The sequence below is a fragment of the Curtobacterium sp. DN_7.5 genome (assembly GCF_022655355.1).
GTDB classification, from domain to species: Bacteria; Actinomycetota; Actinomycetes; order Actinomycetales; family Microbacteriaceae; genus Curtobacterium; species Curtobacterium luteum.
Window position 1 is genome coordinate 1,721,360 of sequence record NZ_CP093378.1, and the last position, 16,110, is coordinate 1,737,469.

Consider the following 16,110-nt stretch of genomic DNA (forward strand, 5'->3'; position numbering starts at 1 on the left):
CGAAGCAGCCAGCCGGGACCAACGACGAACCCGCTCGTGGACTACCACATCGTCTACGCGCTCGCGCTGATCGTGGTCGCCGTGCTCTCGGCCGGGGACACGTGGGGGCTCGGTGTCTGGTGGAAGCGACTCCCCGCTGTTCGCAAGGCGCCGTGGCTCATCTGAGCCGAACGGACGCAGGGACAGAGCCCGAGGACGAGAGATCCTGTCCTCGGGCTCTGTCGTGTCACCGTGCGTCGGGTTTGCGTATCCCGTGGTCGGCGCCGTACAGCGCGGCCTGTGTCCGGCGCTCGAGTCCCAGTTTGGCGAGCAGCCCGGACACGTAGTTCTTCACGGTCTTCTCAGCGAGATCGAGCCGTTCGCCGATCTGGCGGTTCGTCAACCCGACGGCGATGAGTTCGAGCACCTGCCGTTCCCGGAGCGTGAGGTCCGGCAGGTCGTCCTCCGGCCGCCTGATGATGCGTTCGACCGCCTGCGCCACCGGGACGGCCGGGAGGAGACTGCGACCTGCCGCGACCTGCCGGATGTCCTCGACCAGGGTCTGCCCGCGGATGTCCTTCACGACGTACCCGGACGCGCCGGCGAGCAGCGCTGCTTGCATCGCCGACTCGTCGTCGTACGCGGTCAGCATCAGGCACGCGATCTCCGGGTGCGCGGACCGCACCGAGCGGCACGCGTCGACGCCGCTGCCGTCCGGGAGGCGGACGTCGAGCACGACGACGTCGGGTCGGGTCGCGGCCACCCGTCCCGGTGTGTCCCGCACGGTGGCGGCTTCGCCGACGACCTGCAGGTCGGGTTGCGCGTCGATGAGGTCGGCGACGCCGCGTCGCACGATCTCGTGGTCGTCGACGAGGAACACCTTGATCATCGTGGTTCCTTCCGTTCGGTTCGTCCGAGGGGTGCGGCCCAGACGACGGTGGTGCCGCCGTCGGCCCCGGGGCCGAGCTCGTAGCGTCCGCCGCGCATCGTCGCGCGGGCGGCCAGGTTGGCGGTACCGCTCCGACGCTCGCTCGACCCGGGACCAGGGCCGTCGTCCTCGACGACCACCTGCACGGCGTCGTCGGTGACGGCGACCTCGACCCGGCATTCCGCGCCCGGGGCGTGTCGCGCGACGTTGGCGACGGACTCCCGAACCGCGGCGACGACGTCGTGGGCGAGCGCCCCCGTAACGTCGATGTCGACCGGACCGCTGAAGGTGATGCGAGGCGGGCGGGAGAGTGCTGGGCGGAGCTCTGTGACGACGTCCAGCAGCCGTTCCCGGGTGCTCCGTGCGGCTGGGCGGTCGGAGCTGCCGAGCGTGAAGACCGCTGTGCGGACCTCAGCGATCGCCGCGTCGATGGCGCTGACCTGCTCCTCGAGGTGGTCGCGGAGGTCCTCCGGGACGCGCAGGGCGGTCGCCTGCAGTGCCAGTCCGGATCCGAACAGCCGTTGGATGACGTGGTCGTGCAGGTCCCTGGCGATCCTGCTGCGGTCCTCGGCGAGTTCCAGGCGCCGTCGGTCTCGACGGCCCCGCGCCACTGCGAGTGCGACGCTGGTCTGCCGGCCGAACTCGCCCGCCATGCCCAGTTCGGCGTCGGCGAACACCGGGCCGCCCGGCCCGCGGGCGACGACGAGCGCGCCGAGTGCGTCGCCGGCCACCCGGAGCGGGATCGCGATCGTCGGCCCGAGCGGGGGCGTCCACTCGACCCCGGCGACCGCGGTTCCGGTCGTGTCCGCGACGACGGCACCCGTGTCGATGGCACGCCCGGCGAGCGATTCGGCGGCGGGGTAACGGCGGTCGCGGACCGGGTCCGCGACAGGACCGACCGCGATCGCCACCTGCAGGTACTCGGCGTCGGCGTCGGGCAGGACGACGGTGACCAGATGCGCGTCGACGAACGCGAGGACCCGGTCGGCGATGATCGTGAGGACGTCCTCGATGGACTCGTCCGCGACGAGCGCCGAACTGACGTCGGCCGTCGCGGTCGCCCACCGTTCGCGCAGCCGGCTCTCTTCGAACAGACGCGCGTTGTCGATAGCCACGCCTGCGGTCGCGCCGAGCGCCTCGACGAGCTCCTGATCCTCCTGCGTGAAGTGCCCGCGACGCGGGTTCGTCAGGTAGAGGTTGCCGTAGACCTTGTCGCGCACCCGCAGCGGCACCCCGAGGAACCCCTCCATCGGCGGGTGACCCGCCGGGAACCCAGCGAAGCGCGGGTCCTCACCGAGGTGCTCCAACCGGACGGGGCGCGCGTCCTGCACGACGGCCCCGAGCACACCCTTGCCTCGGGGGAGGTGTCCGATGCGCCGGACGTGCTCCTCGTCCATCCCGACGTGGATTAACCGTTCGAGTTCCTCGCCGTCCGGTGCGATCACGCCGAGCGCGCCGTACTCCGCGTCGACGAGTTCCAGGGCCGCGGCCACGACCGCGTGCAACGTGTCCTCGAGGGCCAGGTGCTCGACGATCCGCCGGTTCGCGGCGAGGAGGTTCCGCAATCTGCCCTGCGTGCGGAGCACCGCCTGCGCACGGTCGACCAGTTCATCGATGGTGCGCTCGAGTGCGGAACGCGGAGCATCCGGGAATGCGAGCGGTTCGACCATGAGGTCCCTTCGGGTGTGGAAGGTCCGATCCTAGGACGGCTGATTGAACGGAGTCCACGGTCCCTGACCGCGGTGCAGGCGCTCGACCGGACCGGGGCGCTCGATCCGCTTCGGGTCCGGATCAGGCGCCCCGCGGTGAGCAATGTAGAGGAGCGCTGGAGTCAGCGGTAGGACCAAGGTCCCACGACCTCGTCGCACCCAGGACGCCAGGCAGACTCATCGGTCCAGGAGTTCGCGTCGCCGCTGCGGCACCACTGCCACCGGTGTGCGCCCCTGTGTGATCAGGCCGTGGGCGGTGGAACCGGTGAACACACCGCCGAGGGTTGTCCGGTGTCGACGGCCGACGACGACGAGTGAGGCGAACGGGGCGTGGGCGAGGAGCCGTGCCGCGGGGTCGCCTTCCTCGAGCAGTGGGCGGTGTCGCAACCCGGGGTAGCGCAGGTGCAGGAGCCGCTCACTGTCGGCGAGGATGGCGCGGTTGTGGTCCTCGTACAGCTGCGGGTCCTCGAGCACGCTCAGCGCGCCCGTCGCCGTCGTGACCGGAAGCTTCCACGCGCGGAGCGCGCTGAGACGGCGTCGGCTCCGCAGCGCCTCTTCCGCGGCGAAACGCAACGCCGCGTCCCCGGTCGCCGTGTCGACCCCGAGGAGGACATCGCCGTCGACGGGTTCCCAGTCCTCCGGGACGACCACGACCGGGAGGTCGGCGACTGTCGGCACGCGCTCGGGCATCCAGCCGTCGAGCGCGGTACGGACTCGGTGTTGACGACGGTTGCCGATCACGAGCAGGTCAGCGTCAGCGTCGGCGGCGGCTTCGAGCAACGTGCGGTCGGGTAGGCCGAACCGCACCAGGGTCTCGACGTCCACGTGACTCCGGCCACGGAGCCGCGCAGCTGCTGCTTCCACCAGCGCTCGATCAACGCGGGGATCAGTCGACCATCCGTTCCTCACGGTGACGACGTCTACGCGACTACCGGACGGAAGGTCCCGTTCGATCACCCAGTCGATCGTGCGCAGACTCGCGACGTGCTCGTCGATGCCGACCACGACGTGTTGCGGAACGGGAGCCGCAGCGTCTCGCATGTCAATGCACCTCCGCCGGCGAGGGTACGGCTGAGGCCGTCGCCGGCACTGCGGCGGCCGGCTGGGGGACGATGCAGACCGGCGAGTGGGCGCGGTGCATCAGCGCTTCACCGACCGAACCTCCGAGGAACGCCCCGATGGCGGTCCGGTGTCGTCGCCCGGTGACGATGAGCGAGGCATCGGCCCCGGCTTCCTCCAGGAGTGCGGCCGCGGTCTGGCCGTGTCGACGAGCCGCGCGGACGACGAGGTCTGGGTGGCGGTCCGCCACGGCACGGCTCGCGGCCTGGAGCTCGAGCGTGCTCTCGTGCTCCCACAGCTCCCGGTCGTCCGCGAGGTAGATGTTCGCGTACGGGGAGATCGTCAGCGGGATGTCCCAGGCCCGGACGAGGACGAGTTCGCTGCCACGGACAGCAGCCTGGTCCGCGGCGAACGCGAGCGCGGCCGAGGCGGTCCGACCGTCGACGCCGACCACGACCGGGCCCGCACCGTGGTGCCAGTGCTCGGGGACGGCGATGACGGGCACGGTGGTACGTGCCACGACGCGTTCAGCGATCCGGCCGCCGAGCGTCGCGAGCACGACGTGCGCCTGACGGGCACCGAGCACGAGGACGTCGCTGTCCTCGGAGTCCAGCAGCAGTCGCTCCACCGTCGGCCCCTCCGGCACGGACTGCTCGACCATCAGCCCAGGGTGACGCCGACGCAACCGCGTCTCTGCCTGTTCGAGCCGCTGCTCGGTCCGCAGCACCGTCTCGGAGTAGAGCTCGCTGACCGTGAGCAGCCGAACGCGGTCTCCTGGGCGGAGGTTCTCGTCGATCCATTCGATGGTCCGCGAGCCGGCGTCGGTGTCGTCGACCGCGACGGTGTAGCTGGTCATGGTTGCTCCTCGGCAGGTTCTTCCGGTCTGTGCCCGGCTGGCGACCGCGGTGGTCGCCTGCCACGACGGTAGGTCGACCACAGCGAGCCGTGGAGGGTCGAACGTCCTACCGGTGTTGGCAGGCTTCTCCATTCCGAGACGGTTGCCGGGTCGGTCCGGGCGCACCGGGACCTTCGACACTGTTCCCGCGGCGGATGGACCCGCAGCCTCGTAGCGGAGGGGGTACCGACCGCCTCCGGGAAGGGGTCAGCGATGACCAGACGATTCGTCGTCGGGTGGGATGGGTCGACCGCGGCTCGCGGCGCACTCGCGTGGGCACTGGATCGCGTTGAAGGCGGGCCGAACCGCCTCATCGTCGTCCACGCTGTCCCAGCGGACTCTGCCGCGCCGTCCCTGTCGACCGCCGACTTCTCCGTGCGGGCGGCCGTCAACGCCGTCATCGACACCGACCACGCCGTTCGGGTGGACGTCGAGGTGCACCGTGGGCACCCGACCGCGGTGCTGCTCGCTTCGGTGGACGCAGACTCCGTCCTCGTCGTGGGCCGGGACGGGGTGCCGGCAGCGCGTGGCTCGCGGCCCTCGCTCGCGGACCGCCTCGTAGGCGCGGCCCCCTGCACGGTCGTGGTCGTTCCGCTCGCGCCCGGGGCACGTCGGGACGGGATCGTCGTCGCGGTGGATCCGGGCGCTTCGTCGCGTCCTTCGCTGCGCTTCGCGGTTCAGGAGGCGCGGCGCACGAGACAGTCGATCGTGGCCGTCAGCGCATGGTCACCCCGACACGGCAATGGTGCCGAGGACCCGGGCGGCGTCGAGCGGACCCGTCGGTTGCGCATGCTGGAGGAACAGGTGGAGGACGCTCTCGCCGAGGCGCCGGACGTGGACGTCGTCCGGCGACTCGTTGCGGGTCCGCCGGCGCGGCGCATCGTGGAATCCGCCGAGGCCGCGTCATTGCTCGTCATCGGAGCGGGACACCGGCGCGCGAGGGCCGGAACAGTGACCGAGCAGGTCGTCCGCGCGTCCCGCACGCCTGTCGCGGTCGTCCGGTGAATCGGTCGTCGACCGGGCTGACGGGCTCTGCCGCCGTCCGGATCCGCGGGCTCGAGAAACGCTACGGGCGTGTCCGAGCAGTCGATGGCCTCGACCTGGACGTCGCCGCGGGGGAGGTGCACGGGTTCCTCGGGCCGAACGGCGCGGGCAAGACCAGCACCATGCGGATCCTCCTCGGTCTCAGTAAGGCGACGCGCGGGGACGTCCGAGTGCTCGGTGGCGATCCGTGGAGCGACGCGGTGTCGCTCCACCGCCGGATGGCGGCCGTTTCCGGGGACGCGGCTCTGTGGCCCGGGCTGACCGGGGGCGAAACGATCGACCTCCTGACTTCGTTGCGCGGCGGCGCGGTGCGATCCCGTCCCGTCCGAGCGAAGCGGGCCGCGCTGCTCGAGGATTTCGCACTCGACCCCACGAAACGCGTCCGTGCGTACTCGCGAGGCAACCGCGCCAGAAGGTTCTCCTCGTCGCCGCACTGCTCCTCCCGGCGGAGCTCTACCTGTTCGACGAGCCGACGACGGGACTCGACCCCCTGATGCAGGAGGTGTTCGCGCGACACGTCCGAGCGTCGCACGACGTTGGAGCGACCGTGCTCCTGTCATCCCACGTCCTGAGCGAAGCACAGGCGCTCTGCACGACCGTTTCGATCGTCCGCGCCGGTCGGGTGGTCGAGACGGACTCGATGGCGGAGCTGCGACGGCGCACGCGGACCACTGTCTCCTTCGACGCCGCAGGATCGATCCGCGAGGTGCGCGCCGCCCTGCCCGAAGCGCGCGATCTCTCCGTGACGGGCGCCCGGTTCTCCTGCAGCGTCGCGGAGTCGGACGTCGTGGCCGCTCTCCCCCGGCTCGCGGCACTCGACGTCACCGGTCTCGTCATCGCTCCGCCGTCCCTGGAGGAGTTGTTCCTGCACCAGTACGAGACCGAGTCGGTCTCGGCGGCAACCGCATGGAGCGCGTCATGATCCTGCTGCTGGTCCGGTCACGCCTCCGGGCAGACCTGTGGCAGCTCGTCGGCTGGGTCCTGGGGCTCGCGGTCACGACGTCGCTGGTCACCGTCCAGGTCGCCGCGACGTTCCCCACCGGAGCCGCTCGTGCGGCCACGCTCCGCGTACTCCTCGCCACGCCCGTCGTCCTGGTGTTCAGAGGGACACCTGACGGCGCCTCTGCTGGGGCGTTCTTGACCGCCCTCAGCCTGTCGTTCGTCGCTTTCCTGGTCGGGATGATGAACGTCTTCCTCGTCACCCGGCACAGTCGCGCGGCCGAGGAGAGTGGTCTCGGGGACACTCTGAGCTCCACCGCGACGGCCCGGACCGGACCAGTCGTGAGTGTGCTGTTGTTCAGGGTGGCCTGGAACGCCATCGCCGGTGTCGCGGTTGCATCGGGCACCGCCCTCACAGCGGAGCCTCCGGGCGGATCGATGCTGTTCGGTGCAGCGTGCGCGGGCACCGGGGTGGGTACGGCCGGAGTCGTCCTGCTCCTCGCACAGTTCTTCCCGTCTGGACGCGCCACCAACGCCACGGGAGCCATCGTCTTGGTGGCGTGGAACTTCATCCGGGGCATCGGGGATGCAACCGGCACCGCAGACATGCGCACGCTGGTCCTGCGACCGTCGTGGGTCAGCTGGGCGAGTCCGATCGGTTGGGCGCAGGCGACCCGGCCGTTCGGCGAGCAGTCGCTCTGGCCCCTCGTCCTCGGACCCACGCTCTTCGTCGCGGCCGGCGTGGGTGCCGTCGTCACGGCGGGCCGTCGAGATGTCGGGTCGGCGACCATCGGCCACCGACCGGGACGAGCGGATGCCCGCCTGTGGCTGCGGGGAGCGTTCGGCCTGGCTGTCCGCCTCGACCGGGCGGTCCTGGTCACGTGGACGATCGCGATCCTCGCCTTCAGTGCGCTCGTCGGTTCACTGTCGGGTGTGGTCACCGACCAGCTCACTTCCGTATCTCCGGCGGTCACGAGGACGATCACGGCCATGGGCGGCGGAGCGCAGGACGTGTCGGAGTCGTTCGTCCGACTGGGTGCAGAGACCATCGGAGTCCTGGTCTCGGCCATGTGCGTGCAGGGAGCGCTCCGACTGCGGCGGGAGGAGGCTAGCGCGCGAGCAGATCTCCTGATCGTCAGCGGTGCCAGCCGCACGGCGTGGTTCTTCGCGTTCGCTGCACTCCCCGGCGCGGTCGCTGCTGTGGTGCTTTTGCTGTCCGGACTGGTCGCGGCCGTCGCCGCGGGGGAGGTCGGCGGCACGTCGGCGCCTTGGGCGACAGCGCCGCTCGGCCAACTGCCGGCGGTGCTCGTCATGCTCGCCGTGTCCGCGTTCGTCGTCGCGATCGTGCCGCGCACGAGCGTGGCGCTCGCCTGGTCGCTCTACGCTGCCGCGGCCTTCGTCGGCGAGTACGGCAGCATCGCCGGCTTGCCGGAATCGCTGCGCCGACTGAGCCCGTTCGAGCACGTCGTGGATCCCTTTCACACGGGGCCGAGCGTGGCCGCTGCCGTCGCGATCACGGCCGGCGCGCTCGTCGTCGGGATCTCGGCGCTCGCTATGCGGTTCAGGGACACGGGGTCAGACCATTGACGAGCACGCCGAGCGCAAGGAAGCGGACGACCGAGGAACGAGAAAGGAACCGACGATGCTGAAGCAGGTGCGTTGGAGCGTCGCGATCGACGAGACCGCGGCGGGCTGGAACACGCTCCAGTGGATCGCGCACAACGTCGCGGATGGTGACGTAGTACGGCTGGTGACCATCCACGAGCGGTTCGGTGAGGCAGCGGAGCGTTCAACGGGTCGGCTGACGATCGCACGGCATCTGCTCACCGAGCGGCATCCCGATCTCAGGATCGAGCAGGAAGTCATGAACGGCCCGACACTGGGTCGACTCGTTGGGGAGACCGGCGAATCGGACATCCTGGTGATCGGCGGACGCCGCAGCGACCGGGTCTGGGCGTCCGTCACCGGTCGTGTCGCGGAACGAGTCATGGCCGGGGTGAAAGGCCCGGTGGTGGTCGTACCCGAACGGTGGCAGCCCACTCCCGCTCCTTCCGTCGTGGTCGGTGTCGAAGCCCAGACGGCCACGAGCGCACTCGAGTTCGCCTCGGAGAGAGTTGGGCAACGCGGCGGCGACCTCGTCCTCGTCCGAGCCTGGGAACCACCGACGAGCGTGTCGCCGATCGGTCGGGTGTACCTCGCGCGGGACGCGCCACGCTGGGAGCACGAGGGACAACTCGAACTGGACGCTGCCATCCGCAGGGTGAGCCGAGAACTCCCTGACCTGCGCGTGCGCGCGGAACTCCGTCAGGGGCGCCCGGCAGCAGTCCTGCAGCGCAGCGGAGAAGCCGCGGCACTCATCGTCATCGGACGACGCCACCGGTCGGCCGTCGCCGGCAGTCTCTTCGGGTCCGTAGGAGAACACCTCGTGCACGACGGCCGCGTCCCCGTGTGCGTGGTGCCCCAGCAGCTCGATAGGCCCTCCGCGGACCTGTGACACCGGCGACACCGCCCACGAACGGCCAGTCTCCGCGCATACCTCCCCTGTACCGATCAACGGTTCAAGGATGGAGACGACATGTTGCAGGCAGGTACGCTCGTGGTAGCTCTTCAGGATCACGGCGGTGTGAGCCGGTCGTTCGTCCGTAGCGGCGAGCAGGGCGTGGTCACGCAGGGCGGGTGGTGGCCGGTGCAGGTGCGGTGGCAAGGGCGGTCCTACAGTCAGCCTGCCTACGTCGACGAGATCGCCTGACAGGCAGCGCGGCGTCGTCACTGCGCTGAGGATGCGCGGGTCCCGAGCGCCCGCTCCCACACGCGGCGGGTACGGCGCGCGGTCGGGGTGTCCTCGCCCAGTCCGTCGCAGAACGCGCGGACCCAGCTCAAGGCGTCCTGCCGAGGCACTCGGAACTCGTTGCCCACGTAGTAGGCGGAGTCCGGCAGCGGCACGACGTTGATGATGTAGTACAGCGACCGGCGCGGCACACCGATCTCATCCGCGATCCAGCCCAGGCCGACGGAGGAACGGTCGGGGTGGCGGTGGCGGGGGAACGGTCGGCGGCGGGTGGTGCGACGCTCTTCCACGAACTGGCGGGCATCGTCGATGGGGATCTGGATCGAGTTGCCGATGCGGCGGGCAGAGTCGGGGAGGGCACCCTCGGAGCTGAGCACCCACACGCGTCGCTGGGTCACGTTCAGCTGCGCGGCGATCCACGCGAGGTCCACGGTCTCGACGTCGTCCGGGAAAGGTTCGATGCCGTACCCGTAGAACCGGCGCTTGTCGGATCGGCGTTCCTCGATGAACGGCTCGGCGCTGGTGAGGGGGATGCGCAGTTTCCCGGTTTCGTCCCGGTAGGTGCCGGCGGGCAGTTTGCCCTTCGAGGACCAGGCGTAGGCGCTCCCCATCGCGACACCGACGGCGCCGGCGAGCTCGCGGAGGGTCATGGTCTCGGTCACCGGGACGTTCTTCGTGCTGGTGGTCATCTGGGGCTCCTGGTGCTAAGGGCCGACCTGTTGACGACCTCATCCACGTGTATGCGGCGAAACCAGGACGAGCTGTGGGTGCCGGTCGTCGTCAGTCGGTCAGCGGGGCCGGCTTCCCCGCCGACTTCACGTCCGGAAGTCGGAGCTATCCGCAGGGGCATGCCGATCGGCGGGGTTCCAGGGCACTAGTCTCGTCCCTTCCGGCCGGAGGGTAAGAGCTATGGATAGGGATCTATATGTATGGGGGAGGTGGGAGGGGAGATGTATCCCTCTTCTTCTTCTTCAGATCTATATCTGTGTTCAAGAAGTTAAGAAGAAGAAGAAAGAAGGCCCTACTTCCGCAGCAGGCTGCGGAACTGGCTGACTTGCCAGACCGCTCAACCCGTTGAGCGTCAGCCGTGATCTTCGCAAGCCAGGGGCTGAATCAACTCGGGTTTCGCCGCATCGTGTTGAGCATGGCCAGCACGACCCACTTCTCTCGGTTCACCTCAGGACTCTCGCGCTGCCCGGGAGCCGAGCTGGAAACCGAACCCATGGACCTCACGACCGCGGTTGGAGTCCCGGTGACCACGATGATCATCAGCTGCGGCAGAGACTGCGCGGTCGTGGACGATGCGACGACCGCATTGCAGTGGATGTTCCCGGGCGCGACCACTCGGGCAGACTTCGCCTCCCGGACTGCCGAGGCCGCTCAGGCCGCGGAGCGAGCGCACTACGAGCGGGTCCGGCGGTGCGTCGCTGCCCACAGGATGTCCGCTTCGCAGCACCGGCTCTACGCAGCACCGAAGGACACCCACTTCGACGGGCCGCTTCCGTTGCGGTGGCTCGGAGTCCCGCCGCTGTACCTGACGGGAACGCAGCTCGGCGAGCGACCGCTCCCGAGCGGTCTCACCGAGCGGGTGTGCGGAGCGCCCGATGCGTGCTTGCGGCTGCTCGCTGACGCAGGCGTCATCGAGTTGTGGTGAATCGACGTGGGTTGCCTTGCTCCGCGCATAGGTGCTCCGAGGACGACGCCCGTCAAGGACGGGGATCCGGAACGGAGAAGACACGTTGACCGAGGTACACCCCGAAACGACGATCGAGCACTGGGGTGGTGTCCTCGTCACGTTGGACGGCGCGTCGGGCACTGAATGGCGCGAGTTGCCGTGGTCCCTCCTGCGCGAGGCGCTCCGTGCGCACTCGCTCGGTCCGGGCGGGGAACTGCTCGTCATCGAGTGCCGCGACACCGACGCCGAAGACGCCGCGGTCCGCGGGCGTGCGCAGGTGCTCTCCCTCGGTGCCGGGTACGGCGTCATCGTGGAACTCCGGGACGACACCAAGGACGTGTCGTTGTACGAGCGCATCGCACTGCGCGACGAGCCTCGGGATGTCCTCCGACTGACGCTCTCTCCGACCTGGACCGCCGTCGTGCGCCAGGCCGAGATCCTCTCGCCGTGGCAAGCTGCCTCTGTCCTCGGGTGGATGATGCCCTGCGACGTTCCCCTGCTCGACGACTACTGGACGTCAGAGCAGGCTCTCGACTTCTGGCAGGACGTCCGAGCGGGCCGTCGCCGCCCACCGGTGTGATGCCGGACGACATCGTCTCGTCGCCAGTTCGTGGCACGTTTCTTGGCACGAATCTGTACGCATCGCCGTTCATCTCCGTTGATGTCGGTTCCATTCGGAAGCCCGCACCGGCGCGAATCTCGGGCCAGATGCCAGCCACGACGGGCAGGCCGTTCGACGGCACATTTCCCTGACACGGAAGAGGTCACTGGTTCGATCCCAGTATCGCCCACCACGAACGAACCCCCGGCTGGATCTTCGGATCCGGCCGGGGGTTTCGTCGTTCACGGGGTCCTGGTGTCCACGAAGACCTGTCGCTCCCGGGGTTCGCTGTTCGAGCGTCGGTCCGCACGCCGTGCCCGCTCAGCCGCGCCGACGTTCCCGCTCGCGGAGCCCGACCCAGCCGACGACCGCGGCGCCCGCGGTCGTCGCCGCGAGCACGCCGAGGGCCGCGGGGAGCGTCCACGCGGCAGCGACGGCCCCGACGAGGAGCGGACCGCCGGCGTCGCCGACCTCGCGGCCGAGCTCGGCGTTCCCCATCGTCCGGCCCATCCGTTCCTCCGGTGTGGCGGCGGCGAGGTGCGCGAACGCCAGCGGGGTCACGACACCGACCACGGCGCCGAACACGACCGCCGTGAGGAAGAGCGTGACGGCGTTCGGCGCGACCGCGACCACCACCAGCACGGCGGTCGCACCGGCGAGTGCTGCGGCGCTCCCGGTGCGGGTGGTGATGCGTCCGGCGTCGCGGAGCCGTCCGGTGCGGGGCTGCACCACCGTCGAGACGAGTGCGAGGACGGCGATCGCCGCCGCGCCGACGGGGGCGGGGAGGTCGAGCCGTGTGGCGAGGAGCGGGAGGAAGCCGACGGCGACCCCGAGGACGGCCGTCGTCGACGCCAGCACGACCGTGGGCACGAGGAAGCTGCGGTCGGTGGTCTGCCGCACGAGGTCGACGAGCGTGTAGCGGGGCCGGGGCTGCGGCGCCAGGGCCGGCACCGACACGACGACCCAGGCCGCGGCGACCACGGCGAGCACCGCGAGGGCGAGGTACAGGGCGCGGATGTCGAGCGTCTCCACGAGGAGGATGCCGAGCAGCGGCCCGAGGACGTACCCGAGACTCTTCCAGGCGCCGTACCGACCGAAGTACCGGCCGAGTCGCTGCGTGCCCGCGAGCCGGGCGACCGCGGCGGAGGACGCCGGGCTGAACGCGGCGGCCGCTGCTCCCTGGCCGACGCGCGCGACGGCGAGCACCGTGATCGACGGGACCACGAGCGCCAGGAGCGACGCTAGGGCGAACCCGAGCAACCCCGCGACGATGACCGGCTTCGCTCCGACACGGTCGCTCAGCGCGCCGAACACCGGCTTGAGGACGACCTCGGCGACGTCGTAGAGCGCGAGCACGATCCCGAGGCCGAGGAGGCTCAGGCCGATGTCGTCGGTCTCGGCGCCCAGGACGCTCCCGACACCGTGAGCGCCGAACGCGGTCGTGAACCCGGCGAGGGAGAGCGGTGCGACGTGCCGTGCCGGCAGGCGCTGCGTCGTCGTCACGGGCCGAGTGTGGCCGAGGTCCCGACCGACGGTTTCTGTCCACGAGGCACGTCGTCCCGTCCCCACAGGCTGCGCAGGGCGTCACGGAGCCCGCGGTGGTGCCGTTGCTCGCGAACGGTCAGGGCGACGATGCCGACGTCGAACAGCGTCAGCAGCGCCAGGCCGATGCCGGGGTGGCGCACGAGTTCGTACCCCTGCCAGACGACGAACGCGCTGAGCGCGGCGATCGCCCACGGGTACAGGCGCCGGGAACCCCGGAAGATCGCGGCGACGATGCCGAGCTTCACCAGTCCGTGGACGATCAGGTAGGCGGCGGCGAACAGGGTCGCGTCGGCGCTGAGGGTCGCGGCGCCGTGCCGGACGAGGTGGGCCACGAGGTCGTCGGGGTCCTCCTGGAGTTCCCCGGCGGTGATGGTCCGTGCCGCGGCCTCGACCTGGCCGGGCCGCAGGACGAGCAGGGGGATGCCCGCCGCGAGCTCGACGAGGCCGTCGATCCCCTTGAACGCGAAGCCGACCAGGAAGATCACGTCGAACCACCGCTCCCGTGTCCATCGTCTGCGCTCCATGCACCGAGTCTCCGCCTGCGGGACCCAGGAACGACCAAGACGGACGGTGCGGTCCCGGTCTTGCCGATCTCTGGGAAGACGGGTCAGAGGCTCGTCAGCGAGGTGGTGGAGATGACGCTCTGGATCGTGCTCGCAGTCGCGGGCGTTGCTGTGCTCGGGATGGTCAGCACCGCGGCCGCGCTGGTCGCGGTCGCCGCGGAGGCGGACCGGGAGGGACTGCTCGATGCCGACTGAGCCGAGGGTGCTCGCACGGTCGGTCCCGGCGAGGCCGGACGGTGGCCCCCGGCGACAGGTGCCGCGGAGCGTGGTCCCGCTGGTCGTCGGCCTGCTGGGGTCCACCGTCTCGGTCGTCGGCAGTTGGGTGCCGAGCGTCTGGTACGACGAGGCGGCGACGGTCACCTCCGCGACACGATCCTGGGCCGCGCTCGGCCGGGAGGTGCCTCACGTCGACGTCGTGCACGCGCTCTACTTCGCCGTCATGCACGTCTGGTTCGCGGTCGTCGGGTACTCGCCCTTCACGCTCCGCCTCCCGTCCGCCATCGCCGTGGGGACCACGGCCGCACTGGTCGTGCTCCTCGGCACGCCGCTGGCGGGGCAGCGGGTCGGTCTCGTCGCCGGGCTCCTGTTCCCGCTCCTGCCCAGGGTCACCTGGATGGTGCTCTACCGTCGCTGAGACCGGGGTCGTCGTGCTGAGGAGACCCGCTCGGGCGGGCTCAGGGCGACGGCCGCACTGCGGGCCGCAGCAGGTGCAGGGCCTCGCGTGCCGCGTACCCGGCGAGGACGTACCCGGCCAGGGGGTCCGCCCACCACCAGCCCGCGGCCGCGTCGAGCACGAGACCGACGAGCACGGCGACGGCGAGGAGCCCGTCGACCACCGTGACCCGTGCCTCGGTCTGCAGGACCGAGTTCCGCAGGGCGGTGCCGACGGACCGCTTCCCGGCGGCGAGGCCGAACATGACGACCGCGGTGAGGGCCGTCCAGACGACACCGCCGGGCGACGGCGTGGCGTGGTGCCCGGAGATCAACGCGACGGAGGAGTGCACGGCCAGGTAGGCGGTCAGCAGCGCGAACGCGGCCCCGATGAGCCGGAGCGCGGTCCGTCGCCGTCGTTCGCCCGTGTCGGCGAGCTCCCAGAGGACGACCGCCGACGCGCCGATCTCGATGAGGGTGTCCGCGCCGAACCCGGCGAGCGCCACGGAACCGGACTTCGCGACCAGCGTGGCGAGCACGACGACCCCGACGACGTTCCAGGCGAGGGTGGCCCACTCGAGCAGCCGTCCACTGCGGAGCAGGCGGCCCGCACGGCCCGTCGGTCGTGCTGCGGCGGGTGGGGTCACCGGACGAGGTCGCCCGTCGCGGCCGCCGGGCCGGTCTCGCTCCGGTCCGCCGAGAGCTCGGGGACCTTCGCGGTGAGGCGGGTGTCGACCGCGATGGCGACCGCGGTGATCATCATCGAGAGGCCGACGGACGACAGGGTGTCGGTGAGCCAGTGGTAGCCGAGGTAGAGCCGGCTCACCACCTGGGCGGTGATCATGAGTGCCGCCAGCGCGAACACGGCGACCGTCACCCAGCGGCGGTGGCTGCGGGACGCGACGAGGAAGGCGCCGATGAGGAAGAAGTCGCTCGCGCCGAGGACGTGGCCGGACGGGAACGAGAACGTGTGGTCGGGGCCGAGCAGCATCTCGGCGATCGGCGGTCGGGGGTGCCGGACCAGCGGCGCGAGGAGCTGCGCCGTGGCGACACCGAGCACCATGCCGCACGCGAGGAGCAGCGGACGGTAGGCGTGCCGGGCGAACACGGCCCACGTCACCGTCACGACGGCCACGACGATGGGCATGCCCACCGGTCCGAAGACGGTGGCGAGCACGACCGCGACGTTCGTACGGTCGGGGTCGCGCTGGGTGTCGAACCAGGCGTCGACCGGCCCGTCCAGGCGCTGGACGCCCGTGTGCGTCAGGACGCCGACGAGCATGGTCCCGAACACGAGGGTGCCGACGATCGCCAGGACGACCGAGCTGCGCAGCAGCACCGCGCGTTCGACCCGGCCGACCGACCGGACCTGCGGGGCGAACTTCCGGTGCCACCACCCGGGCTGGTCGGCGCTCATCGTCCGGCTCCCGTGGTGCGACGAGTGCGGACGAGCGCGCCGACGATGTTCCGTGTCATGGAACCAGCGAACCGCATCCGGGCCGTTCCCGCCGCGAGCGGGACGAACGTGCGCACGACGGGCACGAACCGTCGGCCGACGCGGACGTCGGGGAGGAAGGGGAACAGGACCCCGGACTCGACGACGACGAGCAGGGCGATCCCGCCGAGGACCCACGGTCCGAAGCCGTGCAGGATCGAGGCGGCGTCGAACAGGTGGACGGCGAGCGGGACGGTCACGTGACGTTCCTCCGGTGGGTGCGGGTGGGCGTGCGGGAC

General features: G+C 70.7%; 21 protein-coding genes. 11 read left to right on the forward strand and 10 right to left on the reverse strand.

The genetic code is table 11. The annotated features are described in order from the left end of the window. Positions 1-36: 36 nt before the first annotated feature. Positions 37-165 carry a hypothetical protein gene (locus tag MON03_RS17370; RefSeq protein WP_257222116.1) on the forward strand — a complete coding sequence of 43 codons (129 nt, stop codon included), beginning with the start codon at positions 37-39 and terminating at the stop codon, positions 163-165. Between the two features lie 61 nt (positions 166-226). On the opposite strand, the gene MON03_RS07995 is transcribed toward MON03_RS17370, so the two are convergent. The 4 genes from MON03_RS07995 to MON03_RS08010 all read right to left on the reverse strand — a co-directional run bounded on the left by MON03_RS07995 (position 227) and on the right by MON03_RS08010 (position 4,531). Then, positions 227-868: a response regulator gene (locus MON03_RS07995; RefSeq protein WP_242091356.1), complete on the reverse strand. Its 642-nt coding sequence runs from the start codon at positions 866-868 to the stop codon at positions 227-229. Beyond that, positions 865-2,577, reverse strand: coding sequence for a sensor histidine kinase (locus tag MON03_RS08000; protein ID WP_242091357.1), 1,713 nt, complete (start codon positions 2,575-2,577; stop codon positions 865-867). The genes MON03_RS07995 and MON03_RS08000 overlap by 4 nt, the downstream gene beginning before the upstream one ends. A gap of 216 nt (positions 2,578-2,793) precedes the next feature. After that, positions 2,794-3,621: a universal stress protein gene (locus tag MON03_RS08005; RefSeq protein WP_242091358.1), complete on the reverse strand. Its 828-nt coding sequence runs from the start codon at positions 3,619-3,621 to the stop codon at positions 2,794-2,796. 37 nt (positions 3,622-3,658) lie between these two features. Beyond that, the gene (locus tag MON03_RS08010) at positions 3,659-4,531 is read right to left on the reverse strand and encodes a universal stress protein (RefSeq protein ID WP_167510069.1); all 873 of its coding nucleotides are present in this window, start codon (positions 4,529-4,531) and stop codon (positions 3,659-3,661) included. Positions 4,532-4,783: 252 nt separating this feature from the next. Between MON03_RS08010 and MON03_RS08015 the strand changes: the two genes are divergently transcribed. The 6 genes from MON03_RS08015 to MON03_RS08035 all read left to right on the forward strand — a co-directional run bounded on the left by MON03_RS08015 (position 4,784) and on the right by MON03_RS08035 (position 9,302). Further along, positions 4,784-5,575 (forward strand): universal stress protein, encoded by a 792-nt coding sequence (locus tag MON03_RS08015; RefSeq protein WP_175329301.1) that lies wholly within the window; start codon positions 4,784-4,786, stop codon positions 5,573-5,575. A gap of 116 nt (positions 5,576-5,691) precedes the next feature. Continuing rightward, on the forward strand, positions 5,692-6,108 hold the full coding sequence (locus MON03_RS17430; RefSeq protein ID WP_350355098.1) for an ATP-binding cassette domain-containing protein: 417 nt from the start codon (positions 5,692-5,694) through the stop codon (positions 6,106-6,108). A gap of 53 nt (positions 6,109-6,161) precedes the next feature. Beyond that, entirely contained in the window at positions 6,162-6,536 is a 375-nt protein-coding gene (locus MON03_RS17435) for an ATP-binding cassette domain-containing protein (RefSeq protein ID WP_350355093.1), read from the forward strand. Continuing rightward, positions 6,533-8,140, forward strand: a complete 1,608-nt coding sequence (locus MON03_RS08025; RefSeq protein ID WP_242091359.1) for an ABC transporter permease — start codon at positions 6,533-6,535, stop codon at positions 8,138-8,140. Before MON03_RS17435 ends, MON03_RS08025 begins: the two co-directional genes overlap by 4 nt. Positions 8,141-8,195: 55 nt before the next feature. Continuing rightward, positions 8,196-9,047: a universal stress protein gene (locus MON03_RS08030; protein WP_114851142.1), complete on the forward strand. Its 852-nt coding sequence runs from the start codon at positions 8,196-8,198 to the stop codon at positions 9,045-9,047. An 81-nt stretch (positions 9,048-9,128) separates the two neighbouring features. Then, positions 9,129-9,302: a hypothetical protein gene (locus MON03_RS08035; protein ID WP_167510070.1), complete on the forward strand. Its 174-nt coding sequence runs from the start codon at positions 9,129-9,131 to the stop codon at positions 9,300-9,302. A gap of 17 nt (positions 9,303-9,319) precedes the next feature. Here the strand turns inward: MON03_RS08035 and MON03_RS08040 are convergent, their stop codons facing one another. Beyond that, complete coding sequence (locus MON03_RS08040; RefSeq protein WP_022902696.1) at positions 9,320-10,030, reverse strand: hypothetical protein; 711 nt, start codon at positions 10,028-10,030, stop codon at positions 9,320-9,322. 398 nt (positions 10,031-10,428) lie between these two features. Between MON03_RS08040 and MON03_RS08045 the strand changes: the two genes are divergently transcribed. Continuing rightward, positions 10,429-10,995, forward strand: coding sequence for a hypothetical protein (locus MON03_RS08045; RefSeq protein WP_242091360.1), 567 nt, complete (start codon positions 10,429-10,431; stop codon positions 10,993-10,995). 85 nt (positions 10,996-11,080) lie between these two features. Further along, the gene (locus MON03_RS08050; RefSeq protein WP_022903220.1) at positions 11,081-11,596 is read left to right on the forward strand and encodes a hypothetical protein; all 516 of its coding nucleotides are present in this window, start codon (positions 11,081-11,083) and stop codon (positions 11,594-11,596) included. 342 nt (positions 11,597-11,938) lie between these two features. Here the strand turns inward: MON03_RS08050 and MON03_RS08055 are convergent, their stop codons facing one another. Continuing rightward, positions 11,939-13,120 carry an MFS transporter gene (locus MON03_RS08055; RefSeq protein ID WP_242091361.1) on the reverse strand — a complete coding sequence of 394 codons (1,182 nt, stop codon included), beginning with the start codon at positions 13,118-13,120 and terminating at the stop codon, positions 11,939-11,941. Then, complete coding sequence (locus MON03_RS08060) at positions 13,117-13,686, reverse strand: DUF2127 domain-containing protein (protein ID WP_242091362.1); 570 nt, start codon at positions 13,684-13,686, stop codon at positions 13,117-13,119. Before MON03_RS08060 ends, MON03_RS08055 begins: the two co-directional genes overlap by 4 nt. 60 nt (positions 13,687-13,746) lie before the next feature. On the opposite strand from MON03_RS08060, the gene MON03_RS08065 reads away from it, so the two are divergent. Next, on the forward strand, positions 13,747-13,920 hold the full coding sequence (locus MON03_RS08065) for a hypothetical protein (protein ID WP_022903223.1): 174 nt from the start codon (positions 13,747-13,749) through the stop codon (positions 13,918-13,920). Between the two features lie 70 nt (positions 13,921-13,990). Continuing rightward, on the forward strand, positions 13,991-14,359 hold the full coding sequence (locus MON03_RS08070) for a glycosyltransferase family protein (RefSeq protein WP_242091363.1): 369 nt from the start codon (positions 13,991-13,993) through the stop codon (positions 14,357-14,359). Positions 14,360-14,399: 40 nt separating this feature from the next. Here the strand turns inward: MON03_RS08070 and MON03_RS08075 are convergent, their stop codons facing one another. From MON03_RS08075 to MON03_RS08085, 3 genes are read right to left on the reverse strand one after another with little or no spacing between them, the layout of a single operon-like run. Beyond that, the gene (locus tag MON03_RS08075) at positions 14,400-15,023 is read right to left on the reverse strand and encodes a cation efflux transmembrane domain-containing protein (RefSeq protein WP_175329293.1); all 624 of its coding nucleotides are present in this window, start codon (positions 15,021-15,023) and stop codon (positions 14,400-14,402) included. Next, positions 15,020-15,793, reverse strand: coding sequence for a phosphatase PAP2 family protein (locus MON03_RS08080; protein ID WP_042726732.1), 774 nt, complete (start codon positions 15,791-15,793; stop codon positions 15,020-15,022). Before MON03_RS08080 ends, MON03_RS08075 begins: the two co-directional genes overlap by 4 nt. Further along, complete coding sequence (locus MON03_RS08085) at positions 15,790-16,071, reverse strand: hypothetical protein (protein ID WP_175329291.1); 282 nt, start codon at positions 16,069-16,071, stop codon at positions 15,790-15,792. The genes MON03_RS08080 and MON03_RS08085 overlap by 4 nt, the downstream gene beginning before the upstream one ends. Positions 16,072-16,110: the final 39 nt, after the last annotated feature.

Bases quoted from the DNA above. Each gene is read 5' to 3' on its own strand.
- MON03_RS07995 (WP_242091356.1), bottom strand. From the start codon at position 868: ATGATCAAGGTGTTCCTCGTCGACGACCACGAGATCGTGCGACGCGGC.
- MON03_RS08000 (WP_242091357.1), bottom strand. From the start codon at position 2,577: ATGGTCGAACCGCTCGCATTCCCGGATGCTCCGCGTTCCGCACTCGAG.
- MON03_RS08010 (WP_167510069.1), bottom strand. From the start codon at position 4,531: ATGACCAGCTACACCGTCGCGGTCGACGACACCGACGCCGGCTCGCGG.
- MON03_RS08015 (WP_175329301.1), top strand. From the start codon at position 4,784: ATGACCAGACGATTCGTCGTCGGGTGGGATGGGTCGACCGCGGCTCGC.
- MON03_RS08025 (WP_242091359.1), top strand. From the start codon at position 6,533: ATGATCCTGCTGCTGGTCCGGTCACGCCTCCGGGCAGACCTGTGGCAG.
- MON03_RS08030 (WP_114851142.1), top strand. From the start codon at position 8,196: ATGCTGAAGCAGGTGCGTTGGAGCGTCGCGATCGACGAGACCGCGGCG.
- MON03_RS08035 (WP_167510070.1), top strand. From the start codon at position 9,129: ATGTTGCAGGCAGGTACGCTCGTGGTAGCTCTTCAGGATCACGGCGGT.
- MON03_RS08040 (WP_022902696.1), bottom strand. From the start codon at position 10,030: ATGACCACCAGCACGAAGAACGTCCCGGTGACCGAGACCATGACCCTC.
- MON03_RS08060 (WP_242091362.1), bottom strand. From the start codon at position 13,686: ATGGAGCGCAGACGATGGACACGGGAGCGGTGGTTCGACGTGATCTTC.
- MON03_RS08080 (WP_042726732.1), bottom strand. From the start codon at position 15,793: ATGAGCGCCGACCAGCCCGGGTGGTGGCACCGGAAGTTCGCCCCGCAG.